Origin of the sequence: Vibrio sp. SCSIO 43153 (genome assembly GCF_023716625.1) — a bacterium.
Classification (GTDB): Bacteria; Pseudomonadota; Gammaproteobacteria; order Enterobacterales; family Vibrionaceae; genus Vibrio; species Vibrio rotiferianus.
Map to the genome: position 1 here is coordinate 548,535 of NZ_CP071856.1, position 16,490 is coordinate 565,024.

Annotated in this window: 15 protein-coding genes; 7 read left to right on the forward strand and 8 right to left on the reverse strand. The window is 45.5% G+C overall.

Going from position 1 to position 16,490, the window contains the following annotated elements; translation table 11 throughout:
* Positions 1-163 precede the first annotated feature (163 nt).
* Complete coding sequence (locus J4N37_RS25150) at positions 164-295, forward strand: hypothetical protein (protein WP_009706196.1); 132 nt, start codon at positions 164-166, stop codon at positions 293-295.
* Between the two features lie 235 nt (positions 296-530).
* Entirely contained in the window at positions 531-1,070 is a 540-nt protein-coding gene (locus J4N37_RS18650) for a peroxiredoxin family protein (RefSeq protein ID WP_252043080.1), read from the forward strand.
* 114 nt (positions 1,071-1,184) lie between these two features.
* Here the strand turns inward: J4N37_RS18650 and J4N37_RS18655 are convergent, their stop codons facing one another.
* Positions 1,185-1,553, reverse strand: a complete 369-nt coding sequence (locus tag J4N37_RS18655) for a winged helix-turn-helix transcriptional regulator (protein ID WP_005435493.1) — start codon at positions 1,551-1,553, stop codon at positions 1,185-1,187.
* Between the two features lie 167 nt (positions 1,554-1,720).
* A complete protein-coding gene (locus tag J4N37_RS18660; protein ID WP_005375454.1) occupies positions 1,721-2,305 on the reverse strand; it encodes an NAD(P)H-dependent oxidoreductase in 585 nt (194 codons plus the stop codon).
* Positions 2,306-2,575: 270 nt separating this feature from the next.
* Here J4N37_RS18660 and J4N37_RS18665 point away from each other — a divergent pair, with 270 nt between their 5' ends.
* The 3 genes from J4N37_RS18665 to J4N37_RS18675 all read left to right on the forward strand — a co-directional run bounded on the left by J4N37_RS18665 (position 2,576) and on the right by J4N37_RS18675 (position 4,430).
* Positions 2,576-2,917, forward strand: coding sequence for an ArsR/SmtB family transcription factor (locus J4N37_RS18665; RefSeq protein WP_005425131.1), 342 nt, complete (start codon positions 2,576-2,578; stop codon positions 2,915-2,917).
* A gap of 85 nt (positions 2,918-3,002) precedes the next feature.
* Positions 3,003-4,058 (forward strand): ACR3 family arsenite efflux transporter, encoded by a 1,056-nt coding sequence (gene arsB, locus J4N37_RS18670; RefSeq protein WP_252043082.1) that lies wholly within the window; start codon positions 3,003-3,005, stop codon positions 4,056-4,058.
* Between the two features lie 153 nt (positions 4,059-4,211).
* Positions 4,212-4,430: a hypothetical protein gene (locus J4N37_RS18675; RefSeq protein WP_104047945.1), complete on the forward strand. Its 219-nt coding sequence runs from the start codon at positions 4,212-4,214 to the stop codon at positions 4,428-4,430.
* Between the two features lie 35 nt (positions 4,431-4,465).
* Here the strand turns inward: J4N37_RS18675 and J4N37_RS18680 are convergent, their stop codons facing one another.
* Both J4N37_RS18680 and J4N37_RS18685 read right to left on the reverse strand, forming a co-directional pair.
* On the reverse strand, positions 4,466-5,248 hold the full coding sequence (locus J4N37_RS18680; protein WP_038895500.1) for a helix-turn-helix transcriptional regulator: 783 nt from the start codon (positions 5,246-5,248) through the stop codon (positions 4,466-4,468).
* Between the two features lie 19 nt (positions 5,249-5,267).
* The gene (locus tag J4N37_RS18685) at positions 5,268-5,819 is read right to left on the reverse strand and encodes a YbhB/YbcL family Raf kinase inhibitor-like protein (protein ID WP_252043083.1); all 552 of its coding nucleotides are present in this window, start codon (positions 5,817-5,819) and stop codon (positions 5,268-5,270) included.
* 189 nt (positions 5,820-6,008) lie between these two features.
* Here J4N37_RS18685 and J4N37_RS18690 point away from each other — a divergent pair, with 189 nt between their 5' ends.
* Positions 6,009-6,800, forward strand: a complete 792-nt coding sequence (locus J4N37_RS18690; protein WP_252043084.1) for a PhzF family phenazine biosynthesis protein — start codon at positions 6,009-6,011, stop codon at positions 6,798-6,800.
* 92 nt (positions 6,801-6,892) lie between these two features.
* Here J4N37_RS18690 and J4N37_RS18695 read toward each other — a convergent pair whose 3' ends face one another.
* The 3 genes from J4N37_RS18695 to J4N37_RS18705 all read right to left on the reverse strand — a co-directional run bounded on the left by J4N37_RS18695 (position 6,893) and on the right by J4N37_RS18705 (position 13,370).
* Positions 6,893-8,203 (reverse strand): dicarboxylate/amino acid:cation symporter, encoded by a 1,311-nt coding sequence (locus tag J4N37_RS18695; RefSeq protein ID WP_252043085.1) that lies wholly within the window; start codon positions 8,201-8,203, stop codon positions 6,893-6,895.
* Between the two features lie 83 nt (positions 8,204-8,286).
* Entirely contained in the window at positions 8,287-9,516 is a 1,230-nt protein-coding gene (locus J4N37_RS18700) for an NAD(P)/FAD-dependent oxidoreductase (RefSeq protein ID WP_252043087.1), read from the reverse strand.
* Positions 9,517-9,746: 230 nt separating this feature from the next.
* Positions 9,747-13,370 carry an Ig-like domain-containing protein gene (locus tag J4N37_RS18705; protein ID WP_252043088.1) on the reverse strand — a complete coding sequence of 1,208 codons (3,624 nt, stop codon included), beginning with the start codon at positions 13,368-13,370 and terminating at the stop codon, positions 9,747-9,749.
* Between the two features lie 611 nt (positions 13,371-13,981).
* On the opposite strand from J4N37_RS18705, the gene azu reads away from it, so the two are divergent.
* Positions 13,982-14,434 (forward strand): azurin, encoded by a 453-nt coding sequence (gene azu, locus J4N37_RS18710; RefSeq protein ID WP_010451113.1) that lies wholly within the window; start codon positions 13,982-13,984, stop codon positions 14,432-14,434.
* 42 nt (positions 14,435-14,476) lie between these two features.
* Here azu and J4N37_RS18715 read toward each other — a convergent pair whose 3' ends face one another.
* Positions 14,477-16,483 (reverse strand): EAL domain-containing protein, encoded by a 2,007-nt coding sequence (locus J4N37_RS18715; RefSeq protein WP_240703726.1) that lies wholly within the window; start codon positions 16,481-16,483, stop codon positions 14,477-14,479.
* Positions 16,484-16,490: the final 7 nt, after the last annotated feature.

Sequence of the window (16,490 nt, forward strand, 5' to 3'; positions counted from 1 at the left end):
ACTTCCAAACACTTTGTTCCCCTTTTTACCCTCACTAACGCAAAAACCGGTGAGTTAGCGCACCTTCTTGGGCTAACTAGGAATAAACCACAGAAATCTACTCTCTTTTTCAGCTCCTCTTTTCTTCGCATACTGACCCTGTCAGCAACAAGGAGGAAACACGATGCGATTCCAAATTCGATCAGCGAAAGACATGCCTACAATGGCAACCTATTTCCGAGAGCGCGTTGCGCATTCGGACAACAAGCTTGAAGTTATGGCTCTGGTAACAATGAACGATTTCTTCAACTGGTAAACGAACCTTAAGCAGAACTTAGCTCCTGATACTACACCCCCACTTCGTTGTATCTTTAAGTTCTGCTTTCCTCTTCTAACTGTTTCTTTTTCTTGCCATTCATTATCTAGGTTACCAAAAGTTAACTAGTTGAAATGCCGCAAAACTGGGTCTACATTGAAGTCTCACCCCCTACACAATCGCTTTTATTGAGAAGGGGCATCCATGGATATATACCACTAATTCGGGAGTCATTATGGCAACTTCAGTGAAACTTAAAGCGGGCGACAGCTTCCCTTCTCTTCAAGCAACCTTGCTAGATGGTTCAAGCGTGACGTTAGGTCAGTCGCAAGGTGATGCGACTTGGCAAGCCGTATTCGTTTATCGTGGTAAACATTGTCCTCTTTGTACCAAATACCTCAATGAGTTAGAGGGCTACAAACAAGCTTTTGCAGAAGCAGGCGTTGATATTCTTGCGGTTTCTGGCGATTCAAAAGAACAGCTTGAAGGGCATTTAGAGAAACTCGAAATCAGCTTCCCGATTGCTTACGGCCTAACCGAAGAACAAATGAAAACATTGGGTCTGTACATTTCACTGCCTCGTTCAGAGCAAGAGACTGACCATAACTTCGCAGAACCAGGTCTGTTTGTAGTGAATGAACACGGCAACTTGCACGTGGTGGATATTTCAAACAACCCGTTTGTTCGCCCGGAGCTTGGCGCGCTATCACGTGGTTTGGCTTGGATTCGTAATCCAGACAACAACTACCCTATTCGTGGTACGTTGGACTACTAAGCGAATTACGCCCAATCAGTCCCAGACAATAATCAAACATAAAAAATGCCAGCGATATGCTGGCATTTTTATTGGCTTAAAACGTTAAGCGATGATGAGATACAAAAGGCCGCGTTATTTACGCAACTCAATCTGGTGAGTCTCAGACCAGATTCGCAAATCATCAAGAATCTTAAGTGCTGTACGGCCAAACTCTGTTAGCTCATAGCTGACTGCAATTGGGCGATCGCTGATCACTTTGCGCACCACCATACCTTCCGCTTCTAGCTCTTTAAGGCGTTGGTCGATCATCTTTTTGCTTGCGCCGCCTAGCATGCGTGCTAAGTCATTGAAACGAACTGGGCCGTCTTTCAAATGAAAAATCAAAGAGCCTTTCCATTTACCACCAATTAGACGCATCCCTTTCTCGATAGCACATGGCTCCGCACATACGTTCGCCACTGACTTACGACCTTTGCTATCTACACTGATTCTGCTTTCCACAATACACCTCAAGATACGCACCTAATCTAGGTAACGAAAAGTAAGCTAGATACATTTAGTGCTTTAGAGTAATAAAAACGTCACCTCGCCGCAAACAAATAAAAATGGACCGCATGCAGCAGTCCATCTCAATTCATCATTCAGTTCGCACTATGTTTCTAAAAGGATTAGAAGTTTTCGTTAATGTGCGCTTCGAAACGAACAAAATCGTTTTCGATATCTGCGTTCTTCATCACGTCGTAACAAGCGAATGTAGGCAGTGCTGACATACCAAAGAAGCGGAAGTTAGCGTGCATGTGGAACATCAAATCGTCCACGCCTTTACCTTGGAATAGGTATTCGTTCTCATCATCAAACGATTCTTCTGGCGCGTTGAATGTCAGTGACAGCATGTATTTGCTGTTGGTTTGAGTACCACCTGTACCATAGTTTTTCTTTGGTTCTTCTGCGCTACGACCATCGAATGCACACAGTGCGCCGCCCATACCGGCAGTAAACACATCGTCCATGTATTTTTTGAATGACCAAGGCACAGACATCCAGTTGATTGGGCTTTGGATGATCACGCGATCAGCCCATTCAAAGTGTGCGAGTTGCTCATCTACGTTGATCTCATCTTGCATTGTCACAACGCGAACCTCATGGCCTTTTGCTTGCAGAAGCGTCTGTGCTTTGTCGACAAGAGAAGCGTTTAGACGACCTTCTGAGTATGGTGATGGTTCGTGTGCATTGATGATCAGTACGTTGCTCATGGGATTACCTTTAAATAAGTTCACAAGATGACGCAATAACCATTGTGCGTCGGGTGTGGTTTATTATGGTAACCTAGAAATATAGTGCAATTAGTTAACTTTTAGTAACCTACTTAATTTTTGATTATATCACTGTTTTTAAAAGATATATTTTTTCAACTTTTTATTCATCGTTATTTCCCGATTAGTTTTTTCATCGAATTGTTGCATCTTCCACAGAGCAGGCGTACACTTTATCGCAATTCGACGATTAACTATTAAGGCCAGCGAATGAGTGATAAATGCAACGACAAGTGCGAAGTTGCTTTTCAGACAACGCAACAACAACTAGAGAAAGAACAAACTCTAGCGGCACAAGCAAAAGCTTTATCTCATCCAGCACGTTTGCGCATTCTGCATATCCTGCACACGCTCGATACCATGGGCGGTTGTTTGAACAGTGATTTGGTTTCTGAGCTGGGTCTTGCGCAATCTACGGTTTCCGAGCACTTGCGTATTTTAAAGCAAGCAGGCTTTATCAGCGCCGAGCCAAACCCACCTAAGGTGTGTTACCGCATTCAACGCGACGCGTTTGATCAGTTCAATCTAGGCTTTTCCAAGTTATTTGATTAATTCCCTTTGCACGCTGGTCAGGCGTGCAGAGATAAACTATACCTTTAACTATCGCCTTTCGACGATAAACGAATAAGAGAACACTATGACTACTCAAGTTTTAAATAGTGCCAGCGACAAAATGAGCTTCTTGGACCGTTACCTAACGGTGTGGATTTTTGTCGCAATGGCAATCGGTGTAGGTATTGGCGCAGCGTTCCCTCAAGTTGCTGAGTGGAATGAGTCAATGTCAGTCGGCAGCACGAACGTACCGCTCGCGATTGGTTTGATTTTGATGATGTACCCGCCGCTAGCAAAGGTGAACTACAACCTGCTAGGTACAGTGACGAAAGACAAAAAAGCGATCACACTGTCTTTGGTCATGAACTGGATTGTCGGCCCTATTTTGATGTTCATCCTTGCATTGACTTTCCTAGGTGATCATCCGGGTTACATGGTCGGTATCATTCTGATCGGTCTTGCTCGTTGTATTGCGATGGTGCTTGTATGGAACGATATCGGTGGCGGTAACAAAGAATATGGCGCTGCTCTAGTTGCACTAAACAGTGCTTTCCAAATCGTGACTTACAGTGTGATGGCATGGTTGTTCATCACCGTGTTGCCACCGGTCTTTGGTTACCAAGGTTTCGTGGTAGATATCTCGATGATGGACATCGCGGAAAGCGTTCTGATTTACCTTGGTATCCCATTCCTAGCGGGCTTCCTAAGTCGTAAATGGCTGGTCGCTGCGAAAGGTGAACAATGGTACAACGACGTGTTCATCCCACGCATTTCACCAATTACGCTTATCGCCCTACTTGCGACCATCGTACTGATGTTCAGCTTGAAAGGTGAAATGATTCTTGAACTGCCGATGGATGTATTCCGTGTAGCTATTCCACTGGCTATCTACTTCGTGTTGATGTTCTTTGTCAGCTTCTTCGTTGGTAAGAAAATGGGCATCGACTACGACAAAAACGCGTCGATTGCCTTCACAGCAACAGGTAACAACTTTGAATTGGCAATTGCGGTTTCTATCGCGGTGTTTGGCCTAAACTCAGACCAAGCTTTTGCTGGTGTCATTGGTCCACTGATCGAAGTGCCTGTATTGATTGCTTTGGTGAACGTAGCACTCAAAATGAAGAAGAAATACTACAAATAACCAAAGGTTATAGTGACTTGAAAGCGCCCGTCGTTAAAGCGATGGGCGCTTTTTTATATCCGCTCTAGGCATAGGCTTATTAACAAATTCCTATTTGCTAACTCAAAGTTTTGAACAATGTTTTAAATTAATCATTCACATAGGAGTTTGAGTATGAATTTAGAATATAAAAAACTGAAGTGGCATGCTGTTCTCAAGCTTTCACAACAGACGATTAAATACCTTGAAGAAGAAAACAGTACGAGCTGGAGTGACGTTGATAAAGTAAAAGCGAACGTCCACGCTGCAGAGTTACTGCAACAGCTTCTGTCTGATTTGGCGATTGCAGATTCCAAAGCACCAACTGCGTTGCACTCGATAAAACGCGCGTAAGCTATTAAACGCGCGCAAGCAATTATTCGCTAGCGCTAACTGACCACAACCGTTTTGATGTAGTCACTCGGAGTCAATCCGAATTTGCCTTTAAAGCGTTGACTAAAACGCCCCTCGGATTGATAGCCGCAAGACTGAGCCAACAGCGCGACGTTGTAATGGCCATTCTGCATCAAATACAAGGCATGATTTAAGCGTACTTCCGCCAGCACTTCCCGATACTGAGTGCCCTCTTGCTTGAGCTTGCGAATCATGGTCGCGCGGCTCATGGCAAAACGTTCAGCCACCAGCTCTAGTGGGTGTTCCTCTCCCGGAGAATGTGACAAATAACGGCTCAGCTTCTGGCTAAATGTTGTGTTCGCACTCGCAAACAAGTGATGCAACACACCACGCTCAGCAAGTTGTTGATACAACCCCATTACCCAGAAGGTTTGGGTCTCTTTGCTCATGGTTTGTTGGTCAAACGAGAACAAAGCATTGAGCGTGTCTTCCAAAGCTTTATCGGCCTCTAATGTCGGCTTTTCTTCCCCCTTGTCAATGCTCGCGCTAAGTTCAAGCATTGCTTCTGACGGCAAACAATGAAAGCTGAACATTCTAGAGAGAAACTTACCTTTTTGCGGTAAGTTCTCAAAACTCAATGATGCAGAAGCCTCACAAAGCAGCAACTCAGAATGGGAAAGATCCAGCGCCGATTCTTTCCAGAAAAGACGCTTACTGCCCGTGATGATCTGAATGATACTTGGGGAATGGATCTTCACATTACGCAGTTTCTGTAACTGCTCGGCACGAAACAACGTGACTCGATATTGATGGCTCATCTATTCCCCTCGTTTTCTATCATCTACCCATTACGGCATAACGTGTGTACGTCGCCGTCAGTTTTGCTTTGTCTAGTGCCATGCTGTTAAGAGTAAAACCAACCACAGCAGCCGGTGTGTTTTCATCTAGGTTTAGCTTCTCTGTTGGCAATGCCCAAACCGTAAATTGGTAACGGTGCATGCCGTCTGCTTCTGGTGGGCAAACGCCACCAAAACCAACCGTTCCGTAGTCAATACGCGACTCTTTACCGCCAAATTTTTCAATGTTCACTGCGCGTGGCAGTTCGCTAACTGAAGCTGGAATGTTAAACGCAACCCAGTGCCAGAAACCACTGCCAGTAGGTGCATCAGGGTCATAAGCCGTGATTGCAAAACTCTTAGTTCCTGCTGGCGCGTCCTTCCACATCAATTGTGGAGATTGGTTGCCACCATTACAGCCCCAGCTGTTGTATTCGAAAGTCTTCGCCATAGGATGACCTTCTTGGATGTCTTTACTGATTAACTCAAATGCTTGCGCTGAACCCACTGCCAATAAGCTTAATGCCAAAACCGATGTAGTGATTGCTTTCATGATGATGCTCCTATTTCTTAAGTTCGGGATAAGTATATGCCCCAAAAGAAACAGCAACCAACCATTAAGTATCAAAAGAACTCATTTTAAGCCAATCAGTGATACTTTGCGTAATATTTTTAAATTCGTGCTTATCGGCGACTTATTTGGTTTATGCTGATTAGCCCAAAAGCAAACAAGGAAGCGTAAATGGAACTGGATATCTACGTGGTGGACGCCTTCACCGATACGCAATTCAAAGGCAACTCTGCAGCGGTGGTACCGTTAGAGGAATGGCTTGCTCCAGAGTTGATGCAAAATATCGCGGCAGAAAACAACTTGTCGGAAACAGCCTTTTTAAAATCCATTGGCGCAAACCAATATGAGATTCGTTGGTTCTCTCCGATTACTGAAATCGACTTTTGTGGACACGCTACACTGGCCACGTCGTTAGTTCTGTTTGATGAGCTTGGCATTGGTGGCACGATTGAATTCCATACTCAAGAAGTAGGAACGCTCACCGTAGAAAAGAATGCACAAGGTAAGATTGAAATGACGTTCCCTGCTCGTCCTCAAAAAGCCGTTTCTGATATTCCCCCAGCATTGATTGAAGGCTTAAGTTGCAATGTGGAACGCGTACTGCTTAGCCCTCAAGCGTACTTCGTGGTGGTCGACAGCCAGCAGGAGGTACTTGAGGTTCAATACCGTTCAGAACATCTCAAGACTCTCGCTCCTTACGATGTGGTCGTTACTGCGAAAGGCGGTCAACAAGACTGTGTATCGCGTTACTTTTGGCCTGCAAATGGTGGCGACGAAGACCCCGTAACCGGCTCGATTCACGCTGGATTAGCACCATTCTGGGCAGAAGAATTAGGCAAAACATCACTGGTTGCTTATCAAGCTTCTCAGCGCGGAGGTATTCTTCATTGCGAAGTTATTGGCGAACAAGTAAGAGTGTCTGGCGACGGCGTGTTTTATATGAAAGGGAGAATTTTCATTTAGTGCACAAGAGATGATCTTATTTTCATCTTAGCTGATGCCGCACTTCTTTTCGTCCAATACGCACCCAGCAGGGTGCGTATTTACCTCGAAGTTTAGCTGACTAAAGGCTCTGGTTTTTGGTAATAAATACTGCTTTCACCCTCTTGCTTCTTCTGCCAACGGTCGATGACAAGCGTCGCAATCAAATCCCCTTCAACATTAACAGCGGTACGGAAGGTATCTAACGGTCTTTCTATAACCAATAAAATCGCAATCGCTTCCAACGGAATGCCCGCCGCTAGCAACACTAACTGCATCCCCGACATGGAGCCCGAAGGCATGCCCGGCGCACCAACGGAAGAAACCATTGCCATGATGAAGATCATCACCAATCCAGTGGTACTCAAATCCACACCAAACAACTGTGCTAGGAAAATAGCAGCGACACCTTCAAATAGCGCGGTACCATCCATGTTCATTACAGAGCCGAGTGGCAACACCATGCTGCTGACTTCTGGCGCGACATCTAAATTGTCTTCCGCACTTTGTTTTGCCAAAGGCAGCGCCGCCGCACTTGATGACGTCGCAAACGCCATGGCTAATGGTGCTGAAATCGCTTTAAACAGCGTAACTGGAGAAATCCCCGTCATTACCTTGGCGATGGTTGGTAACACGACTAGCCCGTGCACCATAGTGAGGACAAACACCAGTAACGCAAATAACGCGAGTTGCTGAATCAGATTCCCACTTGAGGTCAGCGTGATATCAAACACGATCGCGAAAATAGCTATTGGCGACAGCTTAACGATGCCTCGAATCATAGTGTTGACGCTTTTGTTTAGCCCTGAAATCACCGCTAGCAACGGATGACCAGATGGAACAGAAAGCAAAATCGCAACGCCTGCCATAAAGGAGAAGACCACGATCGCCAGTAAGTTACCATTCGCCAGTGCAGCAAATGGATTCACCATCGCCATCTTAACAAGATTGGTCAATATTGCGGCACCACCTGCCCCTTGCTCGTCAATCAAACGAACATCACTGCCCACAGAAATAGCTTGGCTAAGTGGCTCCCAAGCAGGCAATGCTAACGACGCACCAAGTCCTAAACTAATGGCAATTAAGGTGGTGAAACTGTAGAAAAGCAGTGTTCGTCCACCCAGCGCTTTAAGACGAACGGTTGAGCCAATATTGGTGATGCCTTCAACAAGGGAAAACAGCACCATCAAGCCCACCACCATTTTCAGCAAGCCGAGATAGACCGTTTTGCCCAACATTAAAATTTGGTAGTAATCACTCGACAGTAAAAGTGATTTGTCTGCCACCCCATGGTCGACAAGAAGAAGGAGAGCTTGAGATCCAGTCCATGCAAGTAGTGCAGAAATAAGAAGTTGAACGGGCAAAGAGAGTTGAAAATGACGCATAAAAAACACCTAGCGCCACAAATTCTGATGATTTGGGCGCTCGATAAAAATGAACAAATGGAAGTGAAGAGTAGCTACTTGGATTAAGACCAAGAGCCCTTGTAGTACGGGTTCAATAAACCTTTTACCCGTTTAAGAACCACCAGTGCCGACACACGGAACCAGCCAAAAATGACGCGTTGATGCAGTCTAAATATGGTGTCGTACAAACGGCGAACGTAGCGTCCACGCAACACGACTTTATCATTCATCAATGCGCCAACCGCGTAATCATGCCCAAGCGCGACGACCATCCCACCATCTTTGAATACAAACGGTTTTAACTCTTTGCCTTTCATCAAGCGTTTAAGTTGCTTCGCTAGATGTGCAGCAGCTTGGTTGGCAGCTTGCGCTCGTGGTGGCACGATGGTTCCATCTTCTTGTGGGCATTCGGCACTATCACCAATAACAAACACGTTTTCATCCAGAGTGGTTTGCAGCGTCGGCAGCACTTTAAGTTGGTTAATGCGGTTACTTTCTAGACCATCAAGGTTCGCTAACCAATCCGGGCATCGAATCCCTGCCGCCCAAATTTGCAGATCGGCAGGAATGATTTCATTTTCCGTCACGATACGGTCTGCTTCTGCACGCTGAACTTTTGTGTTTAAACGAACGTTAACGCCCTGCTTTTGTAGCTTCTTAAGTACCTTGGCAGACATGCACTCAGCACTTGCAGGTAACACACGATCTGCCGCTTCGATGAGCGTAATGGAAAGTTGAGTATCATTTTGATAGCGGTTTAATTGCTTGCTGACTTTCGCCCATTCGGCCGCCAGCTCAACGCCGGTCGCACCAGCACCCACGATAGAAACACGATGTGAACCACCGTTCGCTAGCATTTGCTTCATCTGTTCCCACGCTTTTTCTGCTTGAGAGGCCGAATCTAAGAACAAGCAATGATCGCTTACGCCCGGAATTTTGAAATCGTTACTGATCGCGCCAACGGCAATCACGAGGTAATCGTATTTCAATGTTTGCTCGGGAGAGAACTCTGCGCTCACCGTAATCGTTTTATTTGCTCGGTCTAAGCCTGACATGCGCGCTTGAACATATTGGTAACCGTGACAAGCAGCATGAAGACGAAACGCAACCGAATCGAGCTCATTATCAAACGTGCCCGCCGCAATCTCATGCAGTCTTGGTTTCCATAAGTGATGAGAAGATGGCTCAACCAAAGTAACGGTATGATCAGATTTGCCTGCAAAACTGCTCGCTAAGCGCGTGACCATTTCTAGACCCGCAGCACCACCACCGACAACAACAAAGTTCGACATACTCCCCTCCCGGAAACCATCCATCGAAAGATAAAAATCAAAAACGCAGCAAATACGTTTGGAATGGCGGGCATTATATTGAGTTGCAAATAAATGATAATAAGCAGAAAAAGAAAATAACTATTACGGATTTGTAATAATTAAAACTAAGCACCTGAGCCTTTTGAAAAAACAAAAAAGCCACCACTTTTCAGTGATGGCTTTGCTTCATCGATGTTGCTTTGTCTTAATTAACGAGGATCAAGACCTAACTTTTGTAGTACCAGTTTGAAGTTCTCGCGGCGCTCTTTCACGTTGTGAACATCACCTGTCGAACACGTTAGATCCGGACAGCCACGGTTAACGATGCCTGAAACGTCATCGATAAATTGTGAACCTTGCAGACCACTATCCACGTACTTCTTCAGTTCGTTGTGGTAGTTCCAATCCGCGTACTGACCGCCTTCATCGTTGTATGCCTGAACTGACGTTACCCAGTAGAACAGACCTGCGATCCACTTGATCTCTTTGTTCTCTTCCGAGCTACAAATCAGACCTGGGTTAGAACAGAAGTCTAGCTCAGCATAAAGTGGGTTCGCTGGTGGCGCTTCTACCGTTACGCCATCAATTGTCTTACCAATGGTTGAAGGATCAACGTGCGAGCGACCTAGGTAGTGGTTAAGCGTACCGAAGTTCTGGCGACCTGTGGTTTGGATAACACCACGCCCCCACCAGCCACAGCCTTCAACGCTTTCTTGGCTGCTGCCGTCCCAAATGAACTTACCTGCTTTCTGACCAACGTAAGTCTTACATTCGTCGCGTTCCCAAACTTGCTTAGACGTATCTACGCTTTCTGGAACATCGTTACAGTGACCGTTGTTTGTCCAACGACCTGCTGCACCGTTCACCAATAGACCACGCTCTTCAAGTACTGCATCAGGTGCTGCAAAGACTGGAGCTGGGGCGCCATACCATTTCGCATGAGTCAGAGCGCTGACTTCCATTTTGTCATCACGAGGACAAGAGTACGCATGATCTAAACCTGAAACTGGGTTTACGCCGTAATCTGCGTATTTCTGACCCAATTGACCACAACTTGCTGTCATTGGGTAATCCGCAGGCGCGCCGTATTTCACTTCAGACCAGTTGTTTTCATCACACGCGTTGTAGCGGATGGTCTCTTGCATACTTTGCGCAAGGAACGCAGCAATCGCGACTTTCGCGTATATGATGTTGGTTGCGTCATCAACTTCATCGTTCATTAGCCAGAACTTGTTGCCCGCGACACCAATGTTGTGCATTGCGTTCAAGCCATCTAGGAAGTCGTTCCACTTGTAAACCGTTGACGGAACCCACTGAGATTGTGGTGTTTCGTATAGGAAGGCTTCGTTATCCATCACGCTTTCAGCATTTGCTAACTCTTGGTTTAGCGCTTCAATGCGAGTCAATGAACCTTTCTCTAACTCTTCACCTACGTAGTACAGTGGCACTTTCGCCGTTTGGTAAAGCTCAATTTTGCTGGTTAGAGCTTGAGAGTCTTGATCAAACATCAGTGCAAATACGTTGCTGTACGCTGCTTTGCGGATTTGCTGATCGGTTTGCGTGTTACCCATGAAATAGTTTGCGGTTTGCTCTGTCGGCATGTTCGCTAGCATTGCAGGCGCTTCAACGTAATCTGTTACCTGTTTTACGTACTCAAGTGCGTGATGCCACTGCTCGCTGGTTAGCGCAGCGGTTGCGTTCGATTTAGTAAACGCCACAAAGTCAGCTTTGTTCGCAGCATCTGCTTTGTAAAGCTCGAAGCTATCAAGTAGATCTGCCGTGAAGACGGACGCTTCATCCCATACAGACTGACGGCCAGAATGGGTATCGTAAGCAAACTCACCAATGCTTAGTGACCAACCAAATGTCGCTTGTGGCGCAAGGGTTGTGAAAATCAAGTTGTAAGCATGTGCCCAGCCTTTCACGTCGTCGCTCAGTGCGTTGATCGCATCGATATCAATACGGCTACCCGTGATCTCAATGGCATTCGTCAGTGCTTGTTTCACCGCTACGGCACCAAACGACGCACCTTTGTCTTGCGTAGCGAGATCCAGAACATCCGATCGAATCACAATAGACGCTGTACCCGCGCTCTCTGCTTGTTCGATAGCCGACACAAACGAACGTGTAAGCTGCTCTAGCTCTGTGAGCGCATCACTGCTGCTTGCTGCGATAGTTAGCGTGCTTGGCGCTTGAGTGGAAGGGCTCGCCACTACGAATGTGTTTGGCCAACCTGCGACTTCTAGACGCACTGGGTCCATTGGGTTGCGCAATGATAGCGCTGGCGCTGTACCCGGCTCAGTACCATCACAGTTTAGATGTAATGACCATGAGCTATCGCTGCCAGGAACAGATTGCGTCCAGTACACCGCTGAGTAAGCAATGTTCTTGTGAACCATAATGTCACCGCCTGTTGCGTGATCACCACGGGTCCAGTCTGGGTACACATTAAAGTCAGCACACAGTCCACCAGTTGGCGGAGGTGTCGGTGTTTCTACTTTTTCAACTGTGATGTTTACACGTGCTGTCGCCGTTAGGTTCTCAGCATCCGTCGCGACCGCTTCTAGTTCAACTGCACCGACTTCTGACGCCGTCCAGTTACAAGAGAACTGGTTTGTGGTTGCTGCATTGAAGTCACAGATTTGCTTGTTGTTTGCTTTCACGATAACGCGAGACAAATCGTCATCAGCATCCGTTGCACGAACAGAAATCGAAACCGCTTCGCCTTTCTCAAACTTCGAACCATTTGAAGGCGAAGAGAAGCTTACTTCTGGTTTAACAAGGCTTGGAGCTGCTTCAATAGCAACAGCGATACTGCGTTGTTCAACCATTTGGTTGTTGTTATCAAGAACCACCACTTTAAGTGTCGCATTGCCCACTTCATTTGGTGTCCAGGATTGAGAGTACGTCGTTTGACCTGCAGAGATATTACGTTGACCTAACTTGCGGTCATTCGCCCAAAACTCCAGTTTCGAGATTAATTCACCATCAACGCGCGCTTTGATCGTCGTTGCCTGGCCCACCATCAATGTTTGACCTTGTGTAGGTGCGACAAACGTCAGCTCATGCACTTCTGGCTCCACAGGTGGTTCAACTGGCTTCTCTTTTACTGAAATGCTGACTGCTTGTTGCTGGGTTAAACCTGAGATGTCTTCCACTACAGCTTTGATCGTGTGAGCACCTGCGCCAACAGAAGTCCAACTCGCTTGGAATGGAGCTTGTGTTACGCGAGCTACTTGTTTGTTGTCGACAAAGAAAGTCACAGCTTTAACGCTGGTATTAGTCGCCGTTACGTTTGCTAGCATGGCAACCGCTTGGCCTTCTTCAAACTCAGCGCCGTTCACTGGCGATGCCAATTGAAGAGAAATTTCTGGTTCGCCAACTTCGCCTTCATCGTCAGCAATCAGACGAATGGTATTTTGAAGAAGAGTCAGATCCAACACGCCGCTCACACCGAGCGTTAGCTCAATGCGTTCACCTGCCGGAAGTTGGGATTTCACCCAGCTACCGCTATCAAAAGCCAGCGCAAGTGTGTTCTTGAACACGTTACCTTGCGCGTCGCTGGTGAACTTCATTCCCGGGTAGCTGATGCCAGTCGCAGACCAAGAGGGTGTCGACATTGATAGGTTCGAATCAAACGTCACTTTCGCATCACGCAGTTCAACAGGCTTTGAACCGTCGTTCGTTAGGATGACTTTGTAAGTGTTCCACCACTGGCTTTCTGAGCCGACGATAGTTGCGTCTGTGATCACTCCTGCGTGTGCAGCAGGCAACCCCATACCGATCGCCAGTGCTAAAACACTTGGCATGATCGCTAGCGTATTCTTTCTCATAATTAAGGACTTATACAAACAACAATAAAAAGGAACAGCATTATAGAGGGGGACTTTTATCGCGCCGCAGCGGACAGATGTAACTAAATGTAACTCAACTTACAGGTGTAAAAGTGCCAAAAATAAAGCATCTTTTTACGTCAATTTGACGACATTTCGTACGTAATCGGTAAGCAAACAAAAAACTGGGACTCTAGTTCAAAATTCAGAAAGTGTGCACTGGATAAAACAAATCTATTTTCTGGTCACAATCGATATAAGCATTTGTCTTCACTTTGTTTTCATGCATTTAAAAATCAATAAGTTACAGGATAAAAACACTTGGAATACTTAGTTACATGTTGCTGAAAAAAGCGCCAATAAAAGCTGACCTCATACCCGAAAAGATTGGTAGTTCTTGGCCCAAAAGATCCCCTTCACATTTATGAAATCAAGAGAGGAAAATACGGTACATGAATGATCACACCATAAAAACGATAAGTATAACTTTGCAACAAAACGTCAATATCCGGATTGAAGCACGGTTTCAATTGGAATATTCGATGATAATGAGATGCATTGGATCGGTTTGAATCCAAGTCAGCCCAAAAATAAAATATGGAGAGTGTTATATGTCTTTACGTTTAGTAGCAGCAACCTTTGCACTAGCTGGATTAAGCTTTGGCGCGCAAGCAAGCGCAGAGTGTGAAGTGTCCATCGATGCTAACGATATGATGCAGTTTTCAACCAAAACACTGAGCGTGCCAGCGACGTGTAAAGAAGTGAAACTGACGCTGAACCACACTGGTAAAATGCCAGCACAATCAATGGGTCATAACGTGGTGATAGCTGATACAGCAAACCTTCAGGCAGTAGGTACGGAAGGTATGTCTGCAGGTCTTGAGAACAGCTACGTAAAACCTAACGATGACCGTGTTTACGCGTTTACCAAAGTGATTGGTGGTGGCGAAAGCACTTCTATCACATTCAGCACAGAGAAGATGACTCCGGGAGGTGATTACTCATTCTTCTGTTCTTTCCCTGGTCACTGGGCAATCATGCAGGGTAAGTTTGAGTTCAAATAACAGTACAAAATTCAAAAAGGAAGCAATACGCTTCCTTTTATTTTAAATAGATTGTTCAGCAATAATATCTTTCAACGGCGCAGGGCGAGCAAAAAAGTAACCTTGGACCTTGTCCACTCCACAGCCCTTGACAAAATCGTACTCTTGCTGGGTTTCTACCCCCTCAGCCACCACCTCACAATGAGTAATGCGTCCAAGCTTGGCAACTAACTCATAAAGATCTCGACCTTTTTGGTCAGTTGCATCTAACAATAATGAGCGATCAAGTTTAATCTTGTCGAAAGGATACTTCAGCAAATGAGGAAACGATGCGTAACCGGTGCCAAAGTCATCCATAGCAATCCTAATACCTTTTGCCTGCAGCGCTTCCATCGTTCTAATCAGGAATACTTTATTACTCAAAATCGCTTCTTCAGTAATCTCAATTTCTAGCCATTCTGGTTCGATTCCATAGTGAGTTAAGCGAGAGAGTAGATGTGGTACAAACTCTTCTTGTTCAATAGTCGCCACTGCGATATTAATCGCGATGCGACGTTCTTTTGATAATGACATTTTCTGCATGTCAGCCAGTACTCTCTCTATCACTAACTTGTCGAGCAATGGCATAGAATTAAGCATTTGAAAATCACTAACAAACGTTGGTGGACACAACTTCCCATCTTTATCGATATAACGTAGTAGCGCTTCATAAGAGAATACGTTCACATCTTTTGTAGACTGCAGTTTCTGGTAAAACATGACCAGTTCGCCTTCACGTAAAATGGTTGTTAAACGCTTCTGAGCGGTAGATTTACTGATACTTGTCTTATTGGAATCCCTGACATTGTTTAGCAGCGTTTTAAAAATCGAGCGTTCAATACCAGTATACGTCGCATTTGCACGAAACTGAGCTGAATACTTTCCTGCATACGCCAAGTAAAATGGCCGATAGATGAAAACGCCAACAAGAATGACAACCGCCTGCAGAATCGACCCTTCAAGTTGATTTCCCATCGCCATATAACCGCTGAACAGAGGAGGCGTCATCCAGTTTACGATGTTCTCAACTGGAGGCACAATGCCAGAGGCTATACATGAATATGTGATGACAAAGCTCACCAATGGAACCGTTACAAAAGGGATGATCAGCAGCGGGTTAAAAATAATAGGTAACCCAAATAGCAACACTTCGTTGATATTAAATATAACCAAAGGCGTTGCAGCTAGTGCGAGCATCAGATGATTGCGCTCTCTGGCAAACATCAATACACATATAAGTAGGCTAATGCTGTTACCCGAGCCACCCATAGACATAAACGCGTCGTAGAAACCTTGGCTAATCACATTTAGTGACGCCTCTCCACCTTTCCAAGCAATCATATTCGCTTCTGTCGCTGCAAATATCTGCTGCTTAATGGCGAACAATAGGTTGTGCCCATTAATGCCAATGGAACCCAGTAACCCCAAGACAGTTTGATAAATCAGGCCGCCTTGTAACGTCAGCGGATCGACTCCAATCTCACGAATAGCACTACCAAACATTGACATAACGATGGCCGTCAAGTTGGACACAACTAACGCAATCAATACAAATAGAAAGAAATGTACAACGTGCTTGAGCAAACGAGACGAAAAATCTAGCGCTTGCGGCTCCAGCAAGCGTATCTTGAAAGCAATGCAGTATAGATAAGTAATCGTTGCACTCAGCAGAGCGAGTAATGGGTTGTTAGGCAACATATATGTTGCTGATAAGCTGCCGTTTTCTAGCGAAATCAAGTAAAACATGATCAGCGAATAGATGATGAATACCGCACTAGATACATTGGTTTTATGCGAAAGGTAGTAGCCAGCAACAACACAAAAAGCACTGGGATATAGATTTATCAGAATATCGGAGACATGGAAAAGTAGTTGAGACAGTTCTCCCCATCCGGTAAGACGGAAAGCATGTCCTAGAAATATCGCCAATGCATTAGACAAAATCAAAGGGAGAAGCAGTAGCGCAATCGAAGCTAAATCCGTTAAATAGGACTTAAATTCGGAACTCCAAGAGGTAGAGATAACCGACATACGTTGA

What these genes read in the sequence shown, in the direction of transcription:
- J4N37_RS25150 (WP_009706196.1), top strand. Translation starts at nt 164, where the DNA reads ATGCGATTCCAAATTCGATCAGCGAAAGACATGCCTACAATGGCAACC.
- J4N37_RS18650 (WP_252043080.1), top strand. Translation starts at nt 531, where the DNA reads ATGGCAACTTCAGTGAAACTTAAAGCGGGCGACAGCTTCCCTTCTCTT.
- J4N37_RS18660 (WP_005375454.1), bottom strand. Translation starts at nt 2,305, where the DNA reads ATGAGCAACGTACTGATCATCAATGCACACGAACCATCACCATACTCA.
- J4N37_RS18665 (WP_005425131.1), top strand. Translation starts at nt 2,576, where the DNA reads ATGAGTGATAAATGCAACGACAAGTGCGAAGTTGCTTTTCAGACAACG.
- arsB (WP_252043082.1), top strand. Translation starts at nt 3,003, where the DNA reads ATGACTACTCAAGTTTTAAATAGTGCCAGCGACAAAATGAGCTTCTTG.
- J4N37_RS18675 (WP_104047945.1), top strand. Translation starts at nt 4,212, where the DNA reads ATGAATTTAGAATATAAAAAACTGAAGTGGCATGCTGTTCTCAAGCTT.
- J4N37_RS18680 (WP_038895500.1), bottom strand. Translation starts at nt 5,248, where the DNA reads ATGAGCCATCAATATCGAGTCACGTTGTTTCGTGCCGAGCAGTTACAG.
- J4N37_RS18685 (WP_252043083.1), bottom strand. Translation starts at nt 5,819, where the DNA reads ATGAAAGCAATCACTACATCGGTTTTGGCATTAAGCTTATTGGCAGTG.
- J4N37_RS18690 (WP_252043084.1), top strand. Translation starts at nt 6,009, where the DNA reads ATGGAACTGGATATCTACGTGGTGGACGCCTTCACCGATACGCAATTC.
- J4N37_RS18695 (WP_252043085.1), bottom strand. Translation starts at nt 8,203, where the DNA reads ATGCGTCATTTTCAACTCTCTTTGCCCGTTCAACTTCTTATTTCTGCA.
- J4N37_RS18700 (WP_252043087.1), bottom strand. Translation starts at nt 9,516, where the DNA reads ATGTCGAACTTTGTTGTTGTCGGTGGTGGTGCTGCGGGTCTAGAAATG.
- J4N37_RS18705 (WP_252043088.1), bottom strand. Translation starts at nt 13,370, where the DNA reads ATGAGAAAGAATACGCTAGCGATCATGCCAAGTGTTTTAGCACTGGCG.
- azu (WP_010451113.1), top strand. Translation starts at nt 13,982, where the DNA reads ATGTCTTTACGTTTAGTAGCAGCAACCTTTGCACTAGCTGGATTAAGC.
- J4N37_RS18715 (WP_240703726.1), bottom strand. Translation starts at nt 16,483, where the DNA reads ATGTCGGTTATCTCTACCTCTTGGAGTTCCGAATTTAAGTCCTATTTA.